The sequence below is a fragment of the Chitinophaga sp. H8 genome, assembly GCF_040567655.1.
Classification (GTDB): Bacteria; Bacteroidota; Bacteroidia; order Chitinophagales; family Chitinophagaceae; genus Chitinophaga; species Chitinophaga defluvii.
Genome location: NZ_JBEXAC010000003.1, coordinates 480628 through 505440, shown reverse-complemented (window position 1 = coordinate 505440; position 24813 = coordinate 480628). Strand labels below are relative to the sequence as shown.

The following is a 24813-nucleotide window of genomic DNA, read 5'->3' as shown; positions in this document are numbered from 1 at the left end:
CGCATTTGCCGGGCCATCTTTTTTTATACCCCACCCCCATGCTGCTAAAATCTCCTTCCGGTATGAAATAATTTATCTACCTTTCCCCGTGTCATCAATATGAGGGGCTCCAGTCAATATCAGCTAAAAGAATGGTTCGAAAAGATTTCGGAAGGTGATGCACACTGTTTCCGCCAGCTATATGACCACTACCGGCACAAAATATTTTACCTCGCGCTGAAACTGACCAAATCCAATACCATCAGCGAAGAAATTCTCCAGGAAGTATGTTATAACCTTTGGAACAGCCGCAGCCAGCTGGCCGGGGTGGAAAACCCCGAAGCTTATATTTATACCATCACCCATAACCTGATCAGCCGCCATTTTAAAAAAGCGGCCAAAGAACTGCAATTGCGTGACAACCTGCTGCGCCAGCAACAGGAATACGATTACGAAACAGCCGATAGTATCCAACTCAATGAAAGCAATGCCTTACTTAACAAGGCCATCCTCCAGCTTCCTCCCAAACGCCGCCAGATCTACCAGCTTAGCAGGATACAGGGGCTGAATCATGAACAGATAGCAGCACAGTTAAACATTTCTGTCAGCACCGTCAGCAATCAGCTGGGAGAAGCGCTGAAGTTTATCCGCCACTACCTCAAAAATGCCGGTCTGGTACTCGGCTATCTCCTCCTGAAAATTTTTTATACTTTTTTTTAATCCCGGATAGTGGTTGCAGCCATTTATTGACTCCATGTTAAAGAAGCGTTATGAAAAACAGGCGCCTCACCTACACGCAAACAACCAGGTATATGGATGCAAACATGGCAAGGGTGCAGTATTTGCTGGATAAGCACTTACAAGACAGCATTTCACAGGAGGAACAGGAAGAGTTATACCAGCTCCTGGGCCAGGACGCCTGTGCAGACTTGCTAAAACAGGCTACAGGAAAGATATGGGAAGAAAAAGTACCGGAAGCTGTATATACTGCTGCTGATTGGGAAAAAATTTATGCGCAACTGGCGATTCCCACTCCTCCACCCGCCAGGAACACCGGCTACATCAGAAAAATATGGACAGGCCTGGCCGCGGCAGCCATATTAACTGCTGTCATCTTCCTGGTATACCGTTTTAACAGCACTCCCCCGGACCAACCGGCTATGGTACAAAACACCGCTCCTCCTGCTACGCATACCTGGCTGCATCTTCCGGATGGCAGCACCGTACTCCTGCATGCGGGAAGCAAGCTCGAATATGGCTCCGGATTTGGTACCGCATCCAGAGAGGTACACCTCTCCGGGGAGGCCTATTTTAATATCGCACAACAGGCCGGACAACCATTTATTATCCATTCCGGGAAATTAAAGACCACCGTACTGGGTACCGCGTTTAATATCCGTGCATATCCCGGACAAAACAACATCACCGTAACGGTTAAACAAGGAAAGGTAAGAGTCGAAAATGAAAAGGGTACGGTTGGAGAACTGACGGCCAACAAAGAAGTAATATACAATACCTTAACCGGCCAGGCGGAAAACAAATCTGCCGACGTAATGGCCAGTACCAGCTGGGCACGGCAGGATATGCTGTTTGCCTCCGCCTCTTTTGATGTCATTGCACAACAACTCTCCAAACGTTATAATGTAACTATCAGTTTTAAGGATACCACGTTGAAACAATCCAGGTTTAAAGTAATGTTCGACGGCACAGAATCACTGGATGAGATCATGGAAATTTTATGTACGATGGGCAAATGTACCTATACCATTCAGGGAAATACGGTACTTATTCATGCCAGGTAATTGTCAATATTCATCAACCAAAAAAGGTCGTTATGCCTAAGTAAAACACATCTCTTTTTTTCTGTAAAAGAAAAAGCCCCCGTTCGCTGGCAGGCTGTCAGGGGGCTTGTCTAAAACAATTTGAGAACCATTTTAAACTATTGCAAGGTATGCAAAAAACAAGACTTTTTGCGACGGGCAAGGTATGGCCCCTGCATGCATTTCTATCTGCTAATTCACGTTTTATTATGAGGGTGAGCGCATCATTCCTGGTATTTATCCTGACGGCTTTGCTGCTTAAAGCAGAAACTGGTGGAGCGCAAAACATGTATGAAAAAAAAGTGACGCTCGAATGCCACAGTGAACCACTGAAAAGTGCACTGGCAAAACTCGAACGGGCCTCTTCCTTCAAAGTGGCTTACGTTATTGACGAAGTGGAAAAATACAATAACGTAACGCTGGAAAAAGGTACCCGCACCGTCAGCAACACACTGGACCTCCTGCTGCAGCATACCGCGCTCGTAGCCAAACAGGTGGGCCAGACCATTGTGCTTTTTCATAAAGATGCACAGGAACTAAGCCTGTTGGAACTGAACCGGCTTGATGCTGGTAGTGACCAGGCTGCCGGAGTAATTACCGGCATTGTCACGGATAATACAGGCATCCCCCTGGAGGGAGCCAGCGTGGCCATCACAGGCAGCGCTATCGCTACCAAAACAAATGCAAAAGGAGCCTTCCGGCTGGAAAACCTGGCAGCGGGAGTATATAGCCTGGTGGTTACCCATCTTGGATATAAAGCTGCCGGGCAACAGGTAACGGTGGACAACAACCGGCCCTCCCACCTGATCATCTCCCTGGAACCATCCGTGAGCAATCTGCATGATGTGGTTGTAATGGGTTACGGCTCCCAGCGTAAAAAAGATGTGACAGGTGCCGTAAGCGTGGTTACCTCCAAAGACCTGGAAAACAGACCCGGTACCAATTTCGGCTATTCCCTCGAAGGTAAGGCCGCAGGAGTAGAAGTAGTACGCCTCTCCGGTAAACCCCAGGCAGGCGTTTCTATTCACATACGCGGTACCACTTCCATTACGGCCGACAGTGAACCGCTCTATGTGGTGGACGGCGTACCCAGTGCTACTACTTTCGACCTCAACCCTAACGATATAGAAACCATCACTATCCTGAAAGATGCGTCTTCTGCCGCTATTTACGGTGCTTCCGGCGCCAACGGAGTAGTGCTTATCACTACCAAAAAAGGTAAAAAACATGAGCCGCAGATTTCCCTGAATATATATGGTGGCATGTCCAGGGTGGCCAATAAACTGGATGTGCTCAACAGAAGCCAGTATATAGAACTGATGACTGAACTGGGACAGGTGGCCGATTGGAGCAAGTATACCGAAAATACCGACTGGCACCGGGAAGTATTCAGAACTGCCTATGCGCAGAATTACCAGCTGAGCATGAGCGGAGGCAATGAAGGTACTACCTACTACTTATCCGGAGGATGGATGAAACAGGATGGCGTGGTACGCACCAACTCCGTAAACAGGTATAACCTGAAAGTAAACCTGGAACAAAAAGTAAACAACTTTTTAAAAGTAGGGACCAATCTCTCCTACTCCCGTTGGTTTGACCGCAATATCGATGACAACAGGGGCTCCGGGCATGGTGGTGTAATCATGAGTGTGCTTACCACCCCTCCCATCATTGGCATCTATAATCCTGATGGTACTTTCACCGCCAATCCGCTGAGGATGTCATTCAACAATCCGGTGGCCTACACCGATGGCGCTACCAATGGCTATACCAATTCCCGGTTCTTCGGAAATGTATATGGCATTGCCAACATCACTTCTGCTCTCTACTTCAAAAGCATGTTTGGATTTGATTTCTCCAACAGCAAATACAATTATTTCCTGGACCCTTTTAAAACAGACTGGGGAAGGGTAAACAAAGGACTGGCAGATCTGAACATCAATGACCATGAATATTGGTTGTCCGAAAACACTTTAAACTATGCTACCGCCTTTGGTAAACATCACCTGGATGCACTTGCCGGTGTCAGCTTTTCTAAAACAAAAGCAGAAGCCTCTGCTATTGAAACAAAAAACTTTTCCGGTATCAGCGTACCTACCGTAAATGGCGGCTCTGTTATTAACTCAGCTACCGGTAGCCGCAGCGCAAGAGCCAACCAGGCATTCATCAGCAGGATCAACTATGCTTATGCCGACAAATACCTGCTGACAGCCAATTTCCGGGCAGATGCCTCTTCCGTGTTCGGACCTGATAACCGCTGGGGATATTTCCCATCCTTTTCTGCCGGATGGCGTATTTCGCAGGAAAACTTTCTTAAAGATGTTGCCGCTATCAATGACCTGAAACTGCGTTTTGGTTGGGGAAAAGTAGGTAATGACCATATCCCTGAATACTCCTGGTATGGACAGGTGAGCACAGGATTTAACTATGTGCAGGGAGGTGTGGTGCAATCCGGTACTGCACCTGCCACGCCTGAAAACGCCAGGCTGCGCTGGGAAAGTACTACCCAGCAAAATATAGGGATAGATCTTGCAGTACTGCAATCCCGCCTTAACTTTTCTGTGGATGCCTACAAAAAAGAAACCAGGGACTTACTGTTTGATAAACCGGTGGCTACCTCCACAGGCTTTGCCAGTGCCTTGCAAAATATCGGATCACTGGAAAATAAAGGCGTGGAGCTTACCCTCTCTTCTAAAAACCTGGTGCATGCCTTTAAGTGGAATACCAATGTCAACTTCTCCATCAATCGTAACAAGGTGATCAGCATAGGTGAACAAACCCTGATGGTAGGCAGTATCCCGCAAAGGGAAGAAACCAGCATTATCAAAGAAGGATATCCATTAGGTACTTTCTGGGGATACATTGCTACCGGTGTGGATCCTAAAACAGGTATGATGACTTACAAAGACCTGGATGGTAATGGTGAAATTGACAACAGCGATAAAACCGTCATCGGTAATGCCAATCCTAAGTTCTCCTATGGTATTACGAATGAAGTAAACTGGAAAGGATGGAGCTTAAGCCTGTTTGTACAGGGCGTACAGGGCAATGATATTTTCAATGGTACACGCGTAGAAACAGAGGGTATGATTGATTACAGGAATCAGTCTACCGCCGTATTACGGCGCTGGAAAACCAGCGGGCAGATAACAGATATCCCGAAAGCAACAGCGGATGATGTAACCAATTCTTTTATCTCTACCCGCTTTGTGGAAAAAGGATCTTACCTGCGTGTAAAATCACTGAGCCTGAGTTATAACCTGCCGGCCAGCCTCCTGCAACGTGCCCGCCTCAAAAAAGTGAACCTGTATATCACCGCAGAAAACCTGTACACCTTTAAAAAGTACTCCGGCTACGATCCGGAAGTAAGTGCTTACGGCGGACAGAATGGTGCAATGGGCATCGACTATGACACTTACCCGCAGGTAAGGGAATTCATTTTTGGGCTTAATATTTCCTTGTGATCCACCTCATTCAAAACATGACTATGCGTAAGATATTATTATACATATTAAGTGGCACTATCAGTATATCATTGCTGAGTTCCTGTAATAAATTCCTGGACCTGAAACCGGAATCCAGTGCCACCACCGGTAATGCTTATAATACCAAAGACGATATAGAAGCGGCCCTTGTGGGTGCCTACAGCGTACTATACACGGAGTATTTTATCTGGGACAATGTGCTGCTCGGCGATATCCGCAGTGATAATGCTTATTCCGGTGGAGATGCTGCGGAAGTAAACCAGTATGATGCAGTAAATGTATCTACCCTCAACATCCGTATTTTCTACAGCTGGCAACAATTATTTCTTGGGGTAGCGCGGGCTAACCTGGTGCTGGCCAAAATACCTGAAATCAATGATCCTAAACTAGACCAGGGCGGCCGCCGGGAACAGATTATCGGAGAAGCCAAGTTTCTGCGGGCCTTGTTTTATTCGGAACTGGTAAAACAATACGGAGGCGTACCCCTGATTACCAGCTTCGGCTCCGTAGATCCTGCCAGCTCCAATGTGGCACGTGCTACTGAAAAAGAAATCTATGATGCCGTGATTGCTGATCTGGAAGATGCCCTTACAAAATTGCCCGACAGCTACGAATCTCATTCCCTGAGCATTTCCAAAGCCACCAAAGGAGCTGCCAACGCTTTGATGGCAAAAGTATATGCGCAAAAGGCAGACAGGGATTACAACAAAGTGCTGCAATATTGTGATGCGGTAATCAACAGTCCTGCTGGTTACCAACTGCATCCCTCTTACCCTGAGTTGTTTGATGGGCAACATTACGATAACAACGAAAGTATTTTGCTCACACAATTCATCGCCAATACGCCGCAAAGCAACTGGGGCCCTCAATTATACCTCCCCCCTTCTCTTACGGGAGATTCCTGGCGGAAATATGGTACGCCTTCCAAAGACCTGGTAAAAGCATATGATGATGAAGGTGATGCCATTCGTAAAGCTGCCAATATACTTTTTGAAGATGCAGAATGGTCTGATGAACATTGGAAACCTTGCCCAGCTGCAGGGCCTATTCCATTCCTCTACAAATGGAAAAATGCTAATGGCTGGAGCAGCGGAGATAATCTCTATCTCTTCCGGTTGGGAGATATCCTGCTTTTAAAAGCAGAAGCGCTGAATGAACTGGATCAGCCGGAACCTGCCAAAGAAATCGTTAAAACAATCCGCCACCGGGTAGGGCTGGAGCCTATCACTGCTACTACCAAAGAAGCGCTGCGCATGGCGATATTAAAGGAAAGACGATTGGAACTGGCTTTTGAAGGACAACGCTGGACAGATCTGATACGCGCCAATCAACTGAATCAGGTAATGAACAACCTGCATGAAACCATCCTTACCTGTGATGGTGGCAGCACCCCCATCAACTACAACCTGAATAATAATAAGTGGTTATTGCCCATTCCGCAAAGTGAAATGAACCGGAATAACAAACTGGTACAGAACCCTGGCTATTAATGCAAATTCCCGGAACTGTACACCAGTTCCGGGAATTCATCTATTGCCATTTTCCTAATACCCCATCTGCTTTCTCAGTATCTTGTCTTCTCCGTAAATATCATCGTGGAATAGTAGCGTACCCTCTTTTCCTTCTGCGGTGAAATAGCGCAAATAAATCGGAATCCTGCGGGCCAGGTTTACCTGCTTTTTCTCTTCTCTGCTGATCCATGCTTTGATGCTGTCGCGTGGATGACGCACGGTGTCTTCTCTTACCAGATACATTGCAAGACTATCCCACTGCTGCACCCTTACACATCCATGGCTCATCGCCCGGAAGCTGTTTTTAAATAAGCCCCTGTTATTGGTATCATGCAGATATACACTGTATTTATTCTGAAAGTTAAATTTCATGATCCCCAGAGAATTATCAAGGCCATCCATCTGTCTTAGCACATAAGGGAAATGTCCTTTCCCCAGTTTGGTCCAGTCAATGGTATAAGGATCTACCACATTGCCATGGTGGTCTATTACTTCCAGGTTCTTTTGTGCCAGGTAGCCTACGTCTTTTTTAATGGCAGGCAGCATTTCTTTAAATACAATGCTGTAAGGCACCCGCCAGTAAGGGTACAGGATAAAATTTGTCATCACAGAATTCAGCACCGGCGTTCTGTTTCGCGGGGTACCCACAATTACCCTGGATGCGATCTTTACTTCCCCACTGTCTATTACCTGCATGGTATAACCGGGTATATTGACCATAATATACTGGCGCGGCATACTATCCGGCAGTTTACGCCAGCGCTCCATGTTCACTGCTGCCTGTATAAGCCAGTCTGCTGCCGGTCTGTTGAGTGCGGCTACCGTCCGCTTACCGGCAATACCATCCGCATAAATATTAAACTCCTGCTGAAATTTTTTAACGCCTTTTTTAAGTAGGGTCGTATCCGTTAGTAACCCATCGGCATCTTTTTCAAGACCTGCAGTATCTACATATCCCCCCTGTACCAGACGGTTGGTCAGCAATACTTTAAAAGCAGTAGTATCTGTATAATTCAGTGGCAGGGTATCCCAGGTATGGCCATCATATTTTTCCTTAAAGGCAGCCACACCTTCTTTCAGGGCCAGGTATCCGGCATGTACAGGCTCCAGGGCATGTAGTGCACCGGAGATATCCTTTTCTTTCAGCGCATGCTGCAACATAGTCACCAGCACCGTATCCGAATACAATGAATCTTTACGCAGGGTAATACTATCCCGGGCAGCGATTCCGTAATGAAGATGAGTGGCCATTTTCATGAAGGCATCAGACATCATTACATCCACCCGGGCCCATAATGCGGCATCCTTTTGTGCACCGGGGTCGGATTGCACCTGCTGCAGGGCTTCCGTCAGCATTTTAGCATGGTACTTATCCGGCAACAACCCTACCTGGATAGCTTCCCGGATCTCGGTGAGCATAGCATTAACACCTTCGGCAGGCACTCCCTTCGCACTCCACTGGGCCATCTGACCGCCCTGCTGATAAAAATGCTGTAAAGCAGACAGCCTGAGTACAGGAACACTATCCTCCATCAGGCCGCCGTTGTCCGCAATAAATGACAACCGTTCTCCAATATTTTCTTTGACTACTTCATCCAGGTCCCGGATATTCTCGACAATCACTTTTTGCTTTGGGGCACTCTTTTTATGACCACAGGCAAACAAACACAACACTACCAGCCCGCTTAACAAGTTACTTACAATAATTTGATGCTTCATTTGCAATTAATCACTTCTTTAAAGGTAAGTAATTGCAAATACTGTGCTGAAATTTTTTAACGGTGCCAGGCGGGGCTGATCCGCAGGTATACCTCTGCACTCAGCGGGTTTTTGCCATAAATCGGGTTCAATGCTTTATCGGCTGCATAAAGGCTTCCCTGCACACCGGCAGATAAAGTGGTTTTGAAACGGGTAAGTACCGCACGGTTATATCCTAACGTAAACGTATGTACATTAAATTTCGTTTCGCCAAAAGTGTTTTCCAGCTGCAATTCATGCGTTGACTTTTCCACAAATTCATAACGGCCATAAATGGTATTTTTATTCAGCTGCAGATTACTTTCCAGTAAAAAAGCATGTTCTTTATGTCCGTGTCCTTTACTGTTTAATCCCCATACGGCGGTAGAAGCAATAAAGCTGTTCGGGGCACGTAACAATTTGGTATGCATGGCAGAAGCCGTGGTTCTTACAATATTTTCATCCGGCTCCAGGGCTTCCGGGCTATGCACAAATCCCTGCGACACCTGCAATGCCCATTGTTTGGAAGGATTATAACTTAAACGGTAGGCATAACTATCAAACAGCGGCTTGTCAAAATCATAACGGTTCTCATCCGGCTCTCTTCCTGTAAAGCTGGAAAACTCCGCTTTCAGCTGTTTGTACCGGAATCCCAATGTTCCCACACCAAAAGTGATATGTGTAGCATCCTGCCAGTGGTGTCCTAAAGGTGCATCCGGGTTATTCATAGCAGATACCCGGTGCATAAATGCAGGCGCACTGATAGCAGGCTCGCCGGGATATCCCAGGTAAGCAAATACATCTATGTCCTTATTGATCATATATGTATAGCCAACGCTCAATGCAGCAAACAAGTCGTGCGGATGTTGGCGGTCTACCAGTGGTTTATTATTCCAGGTTTCTCCGGATTGAAATAAAAGCGGATACCCCCCATTGCCCATTACCAGCTGATCAAAACTTAACATTAAGGTAGCATTGAACAAACCACGCTTACCTACCGGGGTATTCATCATCCCCATGAACCAGTTAGGGGCATCCCATTTACTTCCTCCCCGTGTGCCTTTATTGGTAACATCCTGGGAGTTGTAGCGCAGAAAAACATTGCCATGCATCATAAAGCTGGTTTTTCCGGCATTGGCCATATACATGTACATAGGACTTTCGTCCGGCATCCAGCTGGTACCTGATCCATTACGACTCATTGGTAAGTTGCGGGAATAAGCATGGGTCATGTTCACATCCATGTCCATATCCATGCCCTCCATATGGTGATGCCCGGGGGGCATAGGCATCGTATCCTGTTTCATCTTATCCGCCTTTTCTACCGTACCGGCAGTATCCTTTGACATATGATGCTCATGCTGTGCCTGTACGGCAGAAAAACCCAACGAGGCTATTATAGCACCGGCAAGGAGCTTTGTAACATACTTCATAACTACTATTATTTACAACAGTTCTTCTTAACAAATAATGACTGAATAAACCGTAATATTCCCACTAGTACTTTTTTCATAATCTTGATGTATTACGTTCTTTTCTGTTAGTATGCTACAAAGGTACTTTGCCTCCTGCCCCAAGGCATTACACAATTATAGAAGTATGTTACAACATTTCCCGGTTTACAAAGCGTCCAACGGTTTCCTGTCCGGTCCCTTCAATTGCTTGAACTTGCTGGGGGTAAGCCCGGTTACTTTTTTAAATTGTCCGGATAAATGCGCTACACTGCTATACCCCAGCTTATAAGCTATTTCACTGAGGGTTAACTCATCATATGCCAGCAGCTCTTTTACTCTTTCTATTTTTTGCTGAATAATATATTGTTCTATCGTGGTATCTTCCATTTCGGAAAACAGATTACTCAGGTAATGATAATCCTTCAATAATTTTGAGGACAACAGGGTAGAGAAATTCTCCTTCATCTCATCCAGTGCGCTATAATGCACGGTGGCTACAACAATGTTTTTAATGGCTTCTACCAGCTGCTGTTTACGATCATCCATCAATGAAAAACCTTCCGGCTGCAAGGCATCATTGACGGCCTGCAGCTGCGCATCATTCACCTCTCCTTTCACCGTTACCTTTCCTAACTGAATATCTGTAATGTTATATCCCAGATCTTCCAGCACAGTCCTTACTACTTTTAAACACCGGGGGCAAACCATATTTTTAACGTGTAAAACCGAAGTCTGCATAAAGGCTACTTTTTTATATTGAAGATATTATGTTCAAATCTTACCAGGAAAGTATTAAAAACATTCCTCGGCATATCCCCTGCCAGTTGGGTACGATAAGCAAAATCCAGCCGGGTGGTGCTATTGAAAATGAATTGTATGGCCGGTGCAATATCTACGTAATAGTTCCTGCTCACGGCATCTGTATTTGATTTTCCCAGCAACTCAACATACAGGTTTACATTAGTTTGCTCATAGCTCTTATACTTTACCGGCAACAACAAATAACCGGCCGACAAACTATAATTTACTGCATTACGGGAAATATTATCCGGAAGGTTATCTTTTACGTTGTTCATATAACGGTTATATCCCACAATACCGGACAAGGCCAGTTTATGGATTAATTGCGTGGCCACGACCCCTCCTGTAAAGCCAGAAGTGTTACCTTCCAGGTCCTGTTCTGCGTTATTATAAGGTTTTGTAAATCCATGCCCTTCCATCTTCGGATAAAAAGGGTTGTCAATCACAGATCCTTTTACATAAGCGGCCATACGGAAATGAGAATGCAGCTCATCATTTGATAAAAAGCGGTATTTAGCATAAATGCTACCACCTTCTGCTCTTATGGAAGATTGCATCATATTGGAAGCATACCCAATGACGTGCACCATCAGCTTTTTATTGATCCCAAACATCAGTTCCGGTTCAAAACGCATACCGGTACGGCCATCATGCTCCATTTTAAATACCTTGTCGGTAAACCGGATCCCGAATGAATTGGCCGGCATATTGCTGGCTGGCTCCGTAGATACATACAATTCCTGCGAAAAAGCATAGCCCCCTATACAAAGGCTGCTTATTAATATGATAATAAATTTTTTCATTTAAGCTGTTACAAATGGTTGGAAAATAAGGATTACACCGTTCACAGGATCCGGTGTGGCAATACTGTTATACCACACCGGATGCCATACATTTTATGGTGTCACTGCTTAAATAGTTACGTGCCAGATACGCTGTGCGTTTGTTTTGCCGGAAGTTTTGCAACAATCTCCCATCACCCCGGTTTTATAACAAGGCATGGTGGTTTGTGTACTGAATTTTTTAAACTGTTTGGCAGAAACAAAATCCTTGTCGATCACGGTAATTTCCTTTTCCCCCTGTAACACCTGGTCCTTCACATTTACGAAATGCAGGGTATTGCCTGCATAGGTGATATGCGCATCATTTTCCACTTTTACCTGGTCAAAATCTGCGGTTAATACCAGTTTGGCTACAGAAAATCCTGCATCCTCCACTTTGGCCTTCATTTCATCGATGCTGATAGCAGCTGCCGGCTTGAAAGTCAGTACAAAGGTGGTGTTGTTCAGGTCTGTATCAATTTTATCCACAAAAGGGAGGGTTTTCAGGGCTTTGTAAGTAGCCTGGGAACACATCGCGCAAGTAAGGCCTGCTGCCTGTAAAGATGCTTTTTTATACTGTGCCTGGGCACTGAATGATATACCTATTGACATTAATATGATAGCGAACGTTTTCATGATCTGATTGAATTACGTAAATAAATAATAATTAAAGAGAAAGTACCCGGAAACGGGCATCAGCGCAATGGGTGAAAGGCTTCACCTTGCCATTCAATGGGGTACATCAGATCAAAAAGGTGCAGTTACGCAGGAAAAGGGGGATAGTTTCCCCATCAGGCGGGGCATGGTGATCATAAGCTGCAAATGCAGGGGTAAAAGATACCGCAGGTACAGGAAGGCTATTCACCGGCAATTGCAGGTCAATAGCCAGTGGGGCATCCTGATGCAGCGTTTTGGCGGCCTGGTGTACTTCGGTGACCTTGCAGTATTTCAGCTCGTTTTTGCAGCAATCGCTTCCTTTATCCGTTTTTCCGCACTTATTACATGCATCAGAAGGGGTTTGCAGCATATCAATAGACGCCAGCTTGCCCATGCAATAATGCAGGTTTACTGTAAAACCGCTGGTAATAGCGGTATACAGTACGGCAATTAATATGACGGCGAACTTCTTCATGATTAATACTTATGCAAATTTACTACCATTTTATGGAAAAGCAATAGAGGTAGCTTTTAGCTGTTGGCTATTAGCTGTTAGCACCTACATTGCTAATGGCATTATATTAAATATCTACTAACATAACACAAGAGCAAAGGCTAAAGGTTAACAGCCATAAGCTAATAGCTGGTTTTACCAACATAACATAATAGCTAAAAGCCAACGGCTAATAGCTAACAGCTAGTTTACAAACCACCACCGCAGCCCCACCCTGAACATAAAGTCGTTGTAAGGATACAGATTGGCTGCAAAATTATTTTTCCCGAAAAAGGTATTCAGGTTCTCCGCCCGGATATAGGCAGTGAGTGATTTGATCCGGAAATTGAGGAATGCTGCCAGATCCGGATAAGCCAGGCTGATCTTATTTTGTTGCTGATAAAAGAACTGCCCGGTCAAAGGGGAGTAATCATCCGCATAATAGGAAGTGTTATATTTCGCCTCTATCCCGGTCATCAGGTTCAGGTTGTTAAACAGTTTATTTTCATATGCAAATCTGTGCCGCGTCCAGATGGTAGGCAGATTAATGGGTGCCGTACCATGTAACTGCTGAAACGCGAGGTCGGCATACCAGTTGAACCGGCCCACGGTAAACTGTTTGCTGAATACTATTTGCAGCATATTAAACAGGGAGGTAAACTGATCGCTGTGATAGGCGTCTTTGAAATAAGTATAGTTGGTGAAGATGAAATAGTTGACCGCCAGATTATATTTCAGTTTGGTGTTATCCGCAGCAAACTGCAGCTGGATTGTATTTTCCTTTTTCAGATTATCATTATACCAGGTGTCCCGGTTACTGTTAAAGTATTTATACACATAAGATGGTTCGGCATTCACATTCTTAAAGGCAAACCGGATATTGCCCAGTGTTTCATTCAGGTATCTGCTCAGCATGGCACTGGCATTATAGTCGCCTATATTCTGTCCGAGTGCATAAAATTCACCTTTGGCAGAGAAGTCCCACTTCTGGTTCCTGGTTTTATTGCGGTATTCTCCATGCAGGACCAGGTTGCTGAAACTGATATCTGCGTCGAGGAAGGTGCCGGAAATATTTTCAAAGCGTGCTCCCAGGTTGATAAAATGCGCCAGATTACCTCTTACCGGGAATTGGACCAGGGAGATATCATTGGAGATGTTCCGCCACTTATGTTTGGCAAACACGGAAGTATCAGGGATATACGCAAACCCGTACTTCTGGGTGTAGAAGGTTTCATCTGGTTGATTATCAATAAATTCGTAGGTATTCTGGTTATACTTGAAAGTATACTGTACCCGGAATACCGGATCAAACTTATAATATTGGGTGGTATCATTTACATGGACCGTATCCCCTTTTCCCCAGTCGTACTGCTGCTGCAGCAAAAAGCCGGCTTCCTGATAGGCAGACTTAACCGGTATGGAGGTGCCAAAGAATCCCTGGGTTGGTGCTTCATTATTCCCCAGGTTTACATCAATGGTACGGCGTTCCTTGTACCGGTCCTTATTCAGAAAGGTATCGCTCCGGATCCCCCCATTTTCACCACCATTCAGCTTATTGAGGAAATAGCTCAAATAAAGATGATACCTTTTGTTCTGGCTCTGATAGTTGGCAGTAACCCGGTAAGTGTCATGATTGGTATTTTGGGTGCGGTAGTATCCCGGTGAATTGACTTTGCGGTAGTCAAAAGAAAAGTTAAAATTTTCGCCCCGGTTCTGGGTGTGGGATACCTGGATCAGTTGTTCCTGTTTGCTGCCTATCATGTAATGCAGTTCGGAATATGGTTTGGTAGTTCTGTAGAACCTGGCATTTTCATGCGAATAACCATATACGTCGTACGAATGAAAGCCTGCGTCAAAGCCTGCCTGCATACGGGGGGTAAAAATGATATTTCTGGCGGCATTCCCGTTATTGCCCAGGAATACATAGCTGGCCGGTACCCGCAGGTAGTTCAGGTCAAATTTATTGACAGACGAATCCAGTTTAAACAGGGTAGGTTCGCCCAGGTATTGGTAAGTGAGGGTGAGGGTATCTACCTCATGCTCATGCTTGGTGGTATCCCGCTGCATTTTACTGCTGCCGCCACCGCCGCCGCCCATATTACCAAAACGCCCACCCGTATTGAATTGTGCCATTAATTGATTTCCGCAGAAAATCAGCAAGCCGAGTATGATAAAAAGTTGCCTCATCCGATAATGGTACAAATATTATAACTGTTGGATCAATTCCCTGAAGATAAGCGTTAGCTTCGGCTCTGCCGCTTTAGCTGCCTGCAATACTTCCTCATGTGTAATTACATTTTCTTCCTCCCGTATCCCGATATCGGTAATCACACTCATGGCAAATACCTGTAAACCGGCATGTGCTGCCACTATTACTTCCGGTACGGTGCTCATACCCACGGCATCTCCCCCTATGATATGCATATATTTATATTCTGCCCTGGTTTCAAAGGTGGGGCCCTGCACGCCTACATATACGCCGGTATGTAAAGATATATTGTTGTCGCCGGCAATTTTCATGGCGCTGTTGATCAGGCTTTTCGCATAAGGCTCGCTCATATCCGGAAAACGCGGCCCCAACGTATTTTCATTCCGGCCTCTCAGCGGATGTTCCGGCTGCAGGTTAATATGATCTTTAATGATCATAAGGTCGCCTACTTCAAAAGCCGCATTCATACCACCGGCAGCATTGGAAATGAATAATGTCTGTATACCCAGGGCTTTCATCACTCTTACCGGAAAAGTCACCTGCTGCATGGAAAAGCCTTCATAATAATGAAAACGGCCTGCCATCGCTACTACCGGCTTATTTTGCATATAGCCCAGGATCAGTTTCCCGGAATGCCCTTCTACTGTAGACTCCGGAAAATACGGGATATCCCCGTAGGCTATTTCCACTTTACCGGTAATATCTCCTGCCAGATTGCCCAGCCCGCTGCCCAGGATGATCCCCGCTACCGGGGTGTCCTGCCAGAATTGTTTAATATAATCGCTTGCCGCAGTGATCTGCTGTAATAATTCACTCATGGGTCAGTCTTTTTATTATCCGGTATATCCCTGTCGCCGTTTACCTGTCAGCGCAAATAATAAATTGGCGCAAAGTTATTTTTTAATTCACAAATGACTACGGTTTTATATTTAAATCATAAAGCGCTAATTTAGCGCCAAATTTGATCCGATGAACTTACACGAGTATCAGGCTAAAGAACTGTTGAAAAAATACAACGTACCTGTACAGGAAGGCATTCCGGTAGATACACCCGAGGCTGCTGCAGAGGCTTACAAGCAATTGAAAGTACAGCATGGCAACGAATTTGCAGTGGTAAAAGCACAAATTCATGCTGGTGGACGTGGAAAAGGTAAAGTGCGCGGTACAGAACAAAGAGGGGTGGCAGTAGGGAAAAATGCAGAAGATGTTAAAACTATTGCCGGCAATATATTAGGAGGCACCCTGGTAACCATTCAAACCGGCGCTGCCGGTAAACTGGTAAATAAGGTGTTGGTAGCACAGGACGTATATTATCCTGGCCCTAACCCTGTAAAGGAATTATACCTGTCTATCCTGCTGGACCGTGCCAAAGGCCAGAATGTAATCATGTATTCTACCGAAGGCGGTATGGATATTGAAGAAGTGGCACATAGCACTCCGGAAAAAATATTTAAAGAATGGGTACACCCAGGTGGTGCACTCCAACCTTTCCAGGCCAGAAAAATTGCTTTCAACTTCGGTTTAAGCGGACTGGCATTCAAAAACATGGTGAAATTTGTTACCAACCTCTACAATGCGTATGTAGGTCTGGACTGCAGCATGCTGGAAATAAACCCATTATTCAAAACCAGCGATGAAAAGATCATTGCGGTAGATTGTAAAATGAACCTGGATGATAACGCACTGATGCGCCATCCTGAACTGGAAGCACTCCGCGATATTACCGAAGAAGACCCTACAGAAGTAGAAGCAGGTAAATACAACCTGAACTTTGTAAAACTGGACGGTAACGTAGGTTGTATGGTAAATGGTGCCGGTCTGGCCATGGCTACCATGGATATGATCAAATTAAGCGGTGGTGAGCCGGCCAACTTCCTGGACGTAGGTGGTACCGCCAATGCACAAACCGTTGAAGCCGGTTTCCGTATTATCCTGAAAGATCCTAAAGTAAAGGCGATCCTCATCAATATCTTTGGTGGTATCGTTCGTTGTGACAGGGTGGCACAAGGGGTGATCGATGCTTACCAGTCTATCGGTAACATTACCGTTCCTATCATTGTACGCCTGCAAGGTACCAATGCCGTAGAAGCTAAAAAACTGATCGAAGAAAGCGGACTGAAAGTACAATCTGCGATCCTGCTCAGCGAAGCCGCTTCCCTGGTAAACAAAGCTGTTAGCGCATAACTGAAATGAAATATAAATGAAAAGAGATCCTCCCGTTCCCCGGGAGGATTTTTTTTGTGCTTACTTTACCTTTACTGTAAATACGGACATTTATGCACATTGCCTTTATCATATTTGACGGTATCACCTGGCTCGATCTGATCGGCGTATACGATCCCATCAGCAGGCTCCGGCCTATGGGATATCTCCCCCAACTGCATTGGGATATCTGTGCTTTTACCCCTACCGCAAAGGATCCCTTTGGGTTGGCAATCACTCCTACCCGGATACAACAGCCCCTCAGCGGGTATGATGCGATTATTGTTCCTGGCGGGGTCGGCACCCGTCAATTAATACAGGATACAGCCTTTATTACCTGGTTGCAAACAGCCGCTAATGTACCCTATAAAATTTCAGTATGCACCGGCAGCCTGCTGCTGGGCGCTGCGGGCTTTTTAACCCATGTCCATGCTACCACTAATTTCGGGGAATATGAGGCCCTCAAACCCTATTGCAAAGCAGTGCTGCCACAACGGCTGGTGGATGACCAGCAGATCATTACAGCCGGCGCAGTAGCCTCCTCCCTCGATCTGGGCCTGTACCTCTGCGAAAAGTGGGCAGGGAAAGCGGCCAGGGAAGCGATCAGTAAAAGAATGGACTATACATACGGATTATAGCGCTTGCTGCCCCCCTTCTACTTCCTTTAACAGGTACTTTAACGGTGTATCCGGCAGATGCCCGTGAAAATCTTTCAAAATAATTAATACCTTCACACTATCCATCCTTTATATACCCTGCAATCCTAAGCGGGGATGCAGACTTTTATTGTCTAATTTCTTAAAGTCTGAAACAATGAAACGTATGCGTGGGTTCTTTTTATTTTGTTCGGGTACACACATTCCTATGTTAAACAGGGCACCTGTTGAAACCAATAAATATGCAGGGATAGGTGCTACCATCTTTTTCACGGGGCTTTTAGCAGCGATATCAGGAGGTTATGCGCTGTGGACAGTTTTTGAATCAGTGTGGGCCGCGGTATTATTTGGTTTCATCTGGGGATTGATGATCTTTAACCTCGACAGGTACATTGTGTCCAGTATGAAAAAAAGGGATGGGTTCTGGGCAGAATTTAAAATGGCGCTCCCCCGGCTGATACTGGCTATTCTAATTGCTATTGTCATTTCAAAACCCCTGGAACTGCAGGTATTTAATAAAGAGATCAAAGCCCGGATGGCGATTACCGAACAACAGGTTTATAAAGCCCAGGAAGACCAGGTAAAAACCCGTTATCAGGCACGTATCAACGAATTAAAAACGGATATTGATAAATTGAATGCTGCAGTACAGCAACAAGCGCTCTTGAAAGATACCCTGGTGCAAATTGCCCAGCAGGAAGCAGATGGTACCGGTGGTTCCAGGATCCGCAACCTGGGGCCGATCTATAAAGCTAAAAAAGCGGATGCCGATAAGGCAGCGGCCGACCTGGATACCCTTTCGCTCCGTAATAAATTACTTACTGATCAGCATCAGCAACAATTGCAGGCCATCGATTCTTCCATCAAAGCCGATATTGTTCAAATGCAACGCAGCCGGCTGGATGGCTTCGCTTCCCGCCTCGATGCCCTGGGATACCTGACCCGGCAAAGCGAACCCATACGCTGGGCCAACTGGTTTATCATGCTGCTGTTCATCGCTATAGAAACGGCGCCCGTATTTGTAAAGCTCATCTCCTACCGCGGCCCGTATGACGACCTGCTGGAAGAACATGAACATATTTACGAAGTGCGAAAAAAAGAACGTATTACCCTACGCAACCGGGCACTGGAGAAAAAACTGGCGGCAGCGGATTAAATCAGAAGACCATATTATTTAGCAGGCAGGTCACTTAGCAAAGGTTAACCGCAGTGCCAGCCCCAGGAATTTTGCATAGCGTTTGGCGGCGGCCGTCACACTTTGCAACTGTACTTTATTTAAAGGAGTAAAGGGGCTGATGGTCACCGTTACCGTATCCTTTTGCAACGTACGCTGCCACACACCTACGGTGCGCCCATTGATCAGTACCTGGGGACTGAAGATTACATTGCCCCGGGATACCTGCTGCTCATGTTCGGCAATAATCATCGCACTTCGGTCTCTATATCCTACTGTGTATTCATCATAGGCAGGCAACAGGCAGGCGGCGTTGCTTTTAACGGGTATGGTACCAGGAGCACACCAGTAGATTTGCCCGGCTATTGTTTCGGGTGTCAATTGCCGCCCTACGATGTCCAACCCCTTACGCGCATCGGTGGCCGTTAATCCGGACCACCACACAAAATCTGCTACAGTAGCCGGACCATGACCGTTAAAGTAGCGCAGGGTCAATTCTCCCAGGGCCTCTTCCCGCTTCAATATTTTTGCCTGAGGTGCCCGTTCTTCCAGCAGGGCATAAGTAAATTGTTTGCCTTTACGCGGGCCGCTGCAAACAATGCCATCCAGCTCTGCCCGGAACATGATATGTGTTCCTCTTAAACCCGTTGTAACAATCTTTGCCTTTTCCAGCAGGGTCATCAACTCCGTACGCATCAGGTAATTGTCCCCCTGTAATGCTTTTGCCAGCAGTTTATTACACCGTGTAAAGGTGGCTTTATCCAGCTCCAGATTACGGTACATGCCCGCTGCCAGCGCATTTACCCTGGGGGCCGTCAGTTCCAGCATCCAGCGGATATCAGCAGGTGTAACAAAATGCCAGGTGGGCCGCATCACATGCGTACGCAGGATGCTGCCTGCATCAAATGCCTCTTCCAGCACTGCATCCGTAGCATCTTGCGACCGCATTCCTATCGCCCATTTGGCTCCGGCATAATCCTGCGACTGTACAGCGCCTAACTGCTGTACAATGTCTGCCGGCTTTTCAAATACAGGTACACTGATATGTTGGGACTGCAATCTTTGTGCGGTTATATTCATCATACTCAAATATACTCCCTCCTTCCGACAACCCTATGTCAGCAGCAAACGGCTCTTTTTACCAGCTCAGGATTTTTTTTGCGAAAAGACGTAAAAAATGGGATAAAAAAATGCCATGCCTGTGTATGTATACAATAGAAGCACTCTAAACGCTTGCCATGGAATTGTTTGATAAGGATTATGGAACGTACAATGCCAGTGATTTCATCAATGACGATGCTTATAAATACTGGATCAGGTACGGCGTTGAAAAAACACCAGGCTACTGGCAGGCAGTAAAGCTTGCCTGGCCACAAAAAGCGGACGAGATGGAGCAGGCTGCCAACCTGATCCTGGTATTAAGTACACAAGTGTCCTCCCCGCATGAAGCTGGCAGGCAAAGGGTCTGGAATAATATCCGGAACGGGATGCAGCAGGTTGCTCCCCACCGCACGTTGCCAAAGATGCGCTATAAGTACCGGCGTTATGCAGCAGTATTACTGCTGGGCGTATTACTCAGTGCAGGGGGCTGGTATTATTGGTACACACGACCTCTTATCTTTCACACGGGATATGGCCAAACACAACTGGTCATACTCCCCGATCAATCAGCAGTAATCCTTAATGCCAATTCCACACTGCATTACCACCGGCGCTGGCATGACGGCAAACGCCGCGAACTATGGCTGGAAGGAGAAGCCTACCTGGATGTAAAACACCTGAACCTCCACCCGGAACAAATCAGTCCAGGTGATGAATTTGTATTACATGCTGGCCAGGTAGATATCGCAGTACTGGGTACCATCTTTAATGTTAAAAGCCGCAGAGGTATTACCACCGTTTCTTTAAAAAGCGGACGGGTAAAGGTGAGCAACCCATTCAACCAGCAACAATTTGTGGTGATGCAACCAGGGGAACTGGTAACATTCCGCCAACAAACCGCTCAGTTGGAAAAACAAGTAGCTGCGCCAGAACTCTTCAATGCCTGGACAGAACATAAAATGGCATTGAGTAATACCACCGTAAATGACATCCTCCAAAGCCTGGAAGATACTTACGGCCAAAAGATCATCATGGAAGATACCGCTATGGGCAACAGACGTATAGACGGCATTGTTCCTATGCGCAACATGGAAGACGCGTTGTTCGTCATCTCCAACATATTAGGAACTAAAACAGTGAAAACAGATAGTGCATGGGTATTAAAAAAGAAATAAAATAAAACCAACCAGAAATAATAAAAACTAACCAGAGTCTAATTAGTTAAAAACAAGTTGCATGAGAAGATTGCTGTTAAAATCATCAGCGCTCCTAATGGCGCTGATGCTGACAGATATTGTATGTCAGGATGCATACAGTCAGCAGAAAACAACCAGGTCCACCACAGCGCGTATCCCTTTAAGTGAAGCACTCCAGCAGATCACAGCTGTGCACGGCACAAAATTCGTATACGAGCGTGCGATACTGGCCCGCAAAGGAACAGATTATAACCTGGGGAAAATAAAAGACCAACCGGTGGAAGAATTGCTGAAACAGATCCTCTATCCCAATGGCCTGTTGTTTTTGTATGTGGACAAAAACCATTATACCATTATCGCCCGGCCGGAACAACCCGCTAAAGAGGGTACTTCCAATACCGGCCCATCACAACAGGAAGCAGCAGGAAATGATATCCAGGCAGGTACAGAACGTATTCTCCGCGGCAGGGTGACCGATAAAGAAGGTACCGGTATTCCCGGTGTAACGATTCAGGTAACCGGCAGCACGGCTGGTACTGCTTCAGATGGCGATGGCAACTACGCCCTGAAAGTACCGGCGGCCGGAAAATCACTGTCCTTTTCTTCTATCGGATTTGATACACAGGTACTGCCCATCACCAACACACCCGTAGTAAATGTGGTGATGGCAAGCGATGCTAAAAAACTGGATGAAGTAATTGTGATCGGTTATGGTACCGCTAAAAAAGTAACTTATACCGGCTCCGTATCCACCGTAGGTGCAAAAGATATTGTAAAAAATGGTAGCCCCAACCTGAGTGATGCATTGGTAGGACGCCTGCCTGGCCTGACCGTGGTGAGGCCCAGTGGGAATGATCCCGGAACCAGTGCTACCTTTAATATCAGGGGAATGAATACGATCAATGATGGCTCCCACTTTAATAGCCCGCTGGTGATTATTGATGGCGTACAACGCAACTTTGCATCCGGTAGTACAGAAACGGATGTATTTGCCAGCCTGGATCCGAATGATATTGAAAATATTTCTGTACTCAAGGATGCAGCAGCAGCAGCCGTATATGGTGCCCGTGCGGCCAATGGCGTTATCCTGATCACGACCAAAAGAGGTAAACAGGGAAAAGCTACCGTTAGCTACAGTTTCAGGATAGGTACAGAGCGGCCCACCCGCATGCCCAAACCACTTAACTCCTGGGAATGGGCTACCTTGTATAATGAAGCCCAGACCAATGATGCACGTTTAGCAGATGGGTCCATCCCGGCCAGCTTTAAACCACTCTACTCCGCATCAGATATCCAGAAATTCAGAGATGGTTCCGATCCGGATCATTTTGCCAACACCAACTGGATCAAGGAAGTGATGAAACCAAGCGCAGAAGAGCAACAGCACAATCTGTCTGTGAGTGGTGGTAATAATGGGGTACGGTACTTTATTTCACTGGGTCATACTAATCAGGGTGGTTTTGTGGATAACTACAGCTTTAAACGGTATAACCTGCGCTCCAATATTGATGCAGACATCAATAAAACATTACGTGTAGCTGTAGACGTAGCCAGCACCTATGCTGAAACGTCCAGTCCTCCAACTTACTCCTATACTGTCTTTGGAGATATGATGAAAGCATCTCCGGTATATCCCAACCGCCTGCAAAGCGATCCTTCCAAATTTGGGGTGGTAGTAGGTGCCAACGACCGCTTTAATCCTTATCTGAAGACAACACAGGGAGGGTACAACCTGCGGAAAAACACGGCACTATTCAGCACGCTCAGTGCAGTACAACAGTTGCCATTTGTTCCAGGCCTTTCCCTGAAAGGATTACTCTCTTTTAATAAAACCTTCAGCTTCGATAAAAGCTGGGCTAAAACACATGCCCTCTTCTCTGATGATGGCCTGTACTACAAAGACAATACTTTCAGCGGGGCCTACTTATCAGAAAACACACCACAGTTCCAGAGTCTCACCACAGAAATGCACCTGAACTACAGCCGCAATTTCGGTAAGCATGATATCAGCGGCTTGTTATTGTTCACACAATCCAAAGACTATAACCGCTACACCAGGGCATCCAGACAGGAGTTTCTGTCTACTGCCATAGATGAAATCTTTGCAGGAGAGCCCAACGGACAAAACCTGCAAGGGGAGTTTTTACAATCTGCCCGCAGAGGATGGGTAGGTCGTGTAAACTATGCTTTTGACAACAAATACCTGCTGGAAGCCAATTTCCGCTATGATGGCTCTTCTAATTTCCCTACCAATAGCCGTTGGGGTTTCTTCCCCTCTTTTGCGGCAGGCTGGAATATTTCAGAAGAAGCATTTATTAAAAACAATCCTGCTTTATCCTTTATCGACAACCTGAAAGTACGTGCTTCCTGGGGACAACTGGGTAACGACAGGATCTCCACTTCCTTTGCTTACCTGGACCAGTTTGAGATTGGATGGGGTAAAATCACCATGGGCGATAAAGCAGTGTCTGTAATCATTCCCAGCGCGCTGGCCAATCCGGTAATTACCTGGGAAAAAGCCACTACCACCAACATAGGTTTCGAAACACAGTTATGGAGTGGTATGCTGGGTATTGAAGCAGATTATTTCAGAAAACGTACCAGTGATATCCTTGCGCAGCCTACCCTGGCATTTCCAAATACCTTTGGTGCTACACTGCCTTTACTGAATGAGGCCATTGTACTCAATGAAGGATTTGAAATAGCCCTGAATCACGAACAAAAATTCGGCAACTTCCATTACAGCATCCGGCCTAATATAGGATACTCTACCAGCACGATTGAATACATGCCGGAGAATCAAGCAAATAATAACCTGGTAAGATCCGGCAGAACACAGGATTATTTTGGTTTTGGATACCAGGCACTAGGCCTCTTCCAATCTTATGAAGAAATCCAGAACAGTCCTAAACAAACCTTCGGTGTTGTACAACCCGGAGATATTAAATACGCAGATATCAACGGGCCAGAAGGCAAACCTGATGGTAAGATTGATGCATTTGACAGAACCCGCATCGGCAACGCCAGCATTCCTAAAATCACTTATGGAATAGCCATGGAAGCCGGCTACAAAGCATTCGACCTGAGCCTGTTATTCCAGGGTGCAGGCAAATCATCGTTGAATCTGTCTGGTGATCCGGGCTGGGCTTTTGCCAGCAACCTGCTGGTACTGGGTAGTGCTTATGAACATCATCGCGATCATTGGACTCCAGAGAACACAAATGCGGCTTACCCCCGTCTGTTCCTGAACAGCCGTAATAACAAACAGACTTCTTCCTACTGGTTGAAGGATGCCAGCTATCTGCGCCTCAAAAATATCACCATTGGCTACACGCTGCCAAAAGATATCTTAAACCGCGTAAAGATCAGCCAGCTCAGAATATTTGCCAGCGCTACCAACCTGTTTACCTGGGATGACCTGAAAATATTTGATCCGGAATTAAGAAGTGGCTTTAGTACAGGAGCATACTATCCTTTACAGAAAACGTATAACCTGGGCGTAAATGTCCGGTTTTAA

At 46.0% G+C, this 24813-nt stretch carries 18 protein-coding genes; 9 read left to right on the top strand and 9 right to left on the bottom strand.

Going from position 1 to position 24813, the window contains the following annotated elements:
* Positions 1-99 precede the first annotated feature (99 nt).
* The 4 genes from ABR189_RS28845 to ABR189_RS28830 all read left to right on the top strand — a co-directional run bounded on the left by ABR189_RS28845 (position 100) and on the right by ABR189_RS28830 (position 6774).
* Entirely contained in the window at positions 100-699 is a 600-nt protein-coding gene (locus ABR189_RS28845; RefSeq protein ID WP_354663994.1) for an RNA polymerase sigma factor, read from the top strand.
* 50 nt (positions 700-749) lie between these two features.
* On the top strand, positions 750-1781 hold the full coding sequence (locus tag ABR189_RS28840; protein WP_354663993.1) for a FecR domain-containing protein: 1032 nt from the start codon (positions 750-752) through the stop codon (positions 1779-1781).
* A gap of 149 nt (positions 1782-1930) precedes the next feature.
* The gene (locus ABR189_RS28835; protein WP_354663992.1) at positions 1931-5263 is read left to right on the top strand and encodes a SusC/RagA family TonB-linked outer membrane protein; all 3333 of its coding nucleotides are present in this window, start codon (positions 1931-1933) and stop codon (positions 5261-5263) included.
* Between the two features lie 23 nt (positions 5264-5286).
* Positions 5287-6774, top strand: coding sequence for a RagB/SusD family nutrient uptake outer membrane protein (locus ABR189_RS28830; protein WP_354663991.1), 1488 nt, complete (start codon positions 5287-5289; stop codon positions 6772-6774).
* Between the two features lie 54 nt (positions 6775-6828).
* Here ABR189_RS28830 and ABR189_RS28825 read toward each other — a convergent pair whose 3' ends face one another.
* From ABR189_RS28825 to ABR189_RS28790, 8 genes are all read right to left on the bottom strand, one after another.
* The gene (locus ABR189_RS28825; RefSeq protein WP_354663990.1) at positions 6829-8514 is read right to left on the bottom strand and encodes a L,D-transpeptidase family protein; all 1686 of its coding nucleotides are present in this window, start codon (positions 8512-8514) and stop codon (positions 6829-6831) included.
* Positions 8515-8570: 56 nt separating this feature from the next.
* Positions 8571-9965, bottom strand: coding sequence for a hypothetical protein (locus ABR189_RS28820; RefSeq protein WP_354663989.1), 1395 nt, complete (start codon positions 9963-9965; stop codon positions 8571-8573).
* A gap of 186 nt (positions 9966-10151) precedes the next feature.
* Positions 10152-10724, bottom strand: coding sequence for an AraC family transcriptional regulator (locus tag ABR189_RS28815; RefSeq protein WP_354663988.1), 573 nt, complete (start codon positions 10722-10724; stop codon positions 10152-10154).
* A gap of 5 nt (positions 10725-10729) precedes the next feature.
* On the bottom strand, positions 10730-11590 hold the full coding sequence (locus ABR189_RS28810; protein ID WP_354663987.1) for a hypothetical protein: 861 nt from the start codon (positions 11588-11590) through the stop codon (positions 10730-10732).
* A 108-nt stretch (positions 11591-11698) separates the two neighbouring features.
* Positions 11699-12244, bottom strand: coding sequence for a heavy-metal-associated domain-containing protein (locus tag ABR189_RS28805; RefSeq protein WP_354663986.1), 546 nt, complete (start codon positions 12242-12244; stop codon positions 11699-11701).
* A 106-nt stretch (positions 12245-12350) separates the two neighbouring features.
* Positions 12351-12740: an HYC_CC_PP family protein gene (locus ABR189_RS28800; RefSeq protein ID WP_354663985.1), complete on the bottom strand. Its 390-nt coding sequence runs from the start codon at positions 12738-12740 to the stop codon at positions 12351-12353.
* A 222-nt stretch (positions 12741-12962) separates the two neighbouring features.
* Positions 12963-14891 carry a putative porin gene (locus ABR189_RS28795; protein WP_354663984.1) on the bottom strand — a complete coding sequence of 643 codons (1929 nt, stop codon included), beginning with the start codon at positions 14889-14891 and terminating at the stop codon, positions 12963-12965.
* A 72-nt stretch (positions 14892-14963) separates the two neighbouring features.
* Positions 14964-15785, bottom strand: coding sequence for a purine-nucleoside phosphorylase (locus ABR189_RS28790; RefSeq protein ID WP_354663983.1), 822 nt, complete (start codon positions 15783-15785; stop codon positions 14964-14966).
* Positions 15786-15936: 151 nt separating this feature from the next.
* Here ABR189_RS28790 and sucC point away from each other — a divergent pair, with 151 nt between their 5' ends.
* From sucC to ABR189_RS28775, 3 genes are all read left to right on the top strand, one after another.
* Positions 15937-17151 carry an ADP-forming succinate--CoA ligase subunit beta gene (sucC, locus tag ABR189_RS28785; protein ID WP_354663982.1) on the top strand — a complete coding sequence of 405 codons (1215 nt, stop codon included), beginning with the start codon at positions 15937-15939 and terminating at the stop codon, positions 17149-17151.
* Positions 17152-17243: 92 nt separating this feature from the next.
* Complete coding sequence (locus tag ABR189_RS28780; RefSeq protein WP_354663981.1) at positions 17244-17807, top strand: DJ-1/PfpI family protein; 564 nt, start codon at positions 17244-17246, stop codon at positions 17805-17807.
* A gap of 175 nt (positions 17808-17982) precedes the next feature.
* On the top strand, positions 17983-18981 hold the full coding sequence (locus ABR189_RS28775) for a DUF4407 domain-containing protein (RefSeq protein WP_354663980.1): 999 nt from the start codon (positions 17983-17985) through the stop codon (positions 18979-18981).
* A 30-nt stretch (positions 18982-19011) separates the two neighbouring features.
* On the opposite strand, the gene ABR189_RS28770 is transcribed toward ABR189_RS28775, so the two are convergent.
* Complete coding sequence (locus ABR189_RS28770; RefSeq protein WP_354663979.1) at positions 19012-20082, bottom strand: winged helix DNA-binding domain-containing protein; 1071 nt, start codon at positions 20080-20082, stop codon at positions 19012-19014.
* Positions 20083-20237: 155 nt separating this feature from the next.
* Here ABR189_RS28770 and ABR189_RS28765 point away from each other — a divergent pair, with 155 nt between their 5' ends.
* On the top strand, positions 20238-21275 hold the full coding sequence (locus tag ABR189_RS28765; protein WP_354663978.1) for a FecR family protein: 1038 nt from the start codon (positions 20238-20240) through the stop codon (positions 21273-21275).
* Positions 21276-21336: 61 nt separating this feature from the next.
* Positions 21337-24813 carry a SusC/RagA family TonB-linked outer membrane protein gene (locus ABR189_RS28760; protein ID WP_354663977.1) on the top strand — a complete coding sequence of 1159 codons (3477 nt, stop codon included), beginning with the start codon at positions 21337-21339 and terminating at the stop codon, positions 24811-24813.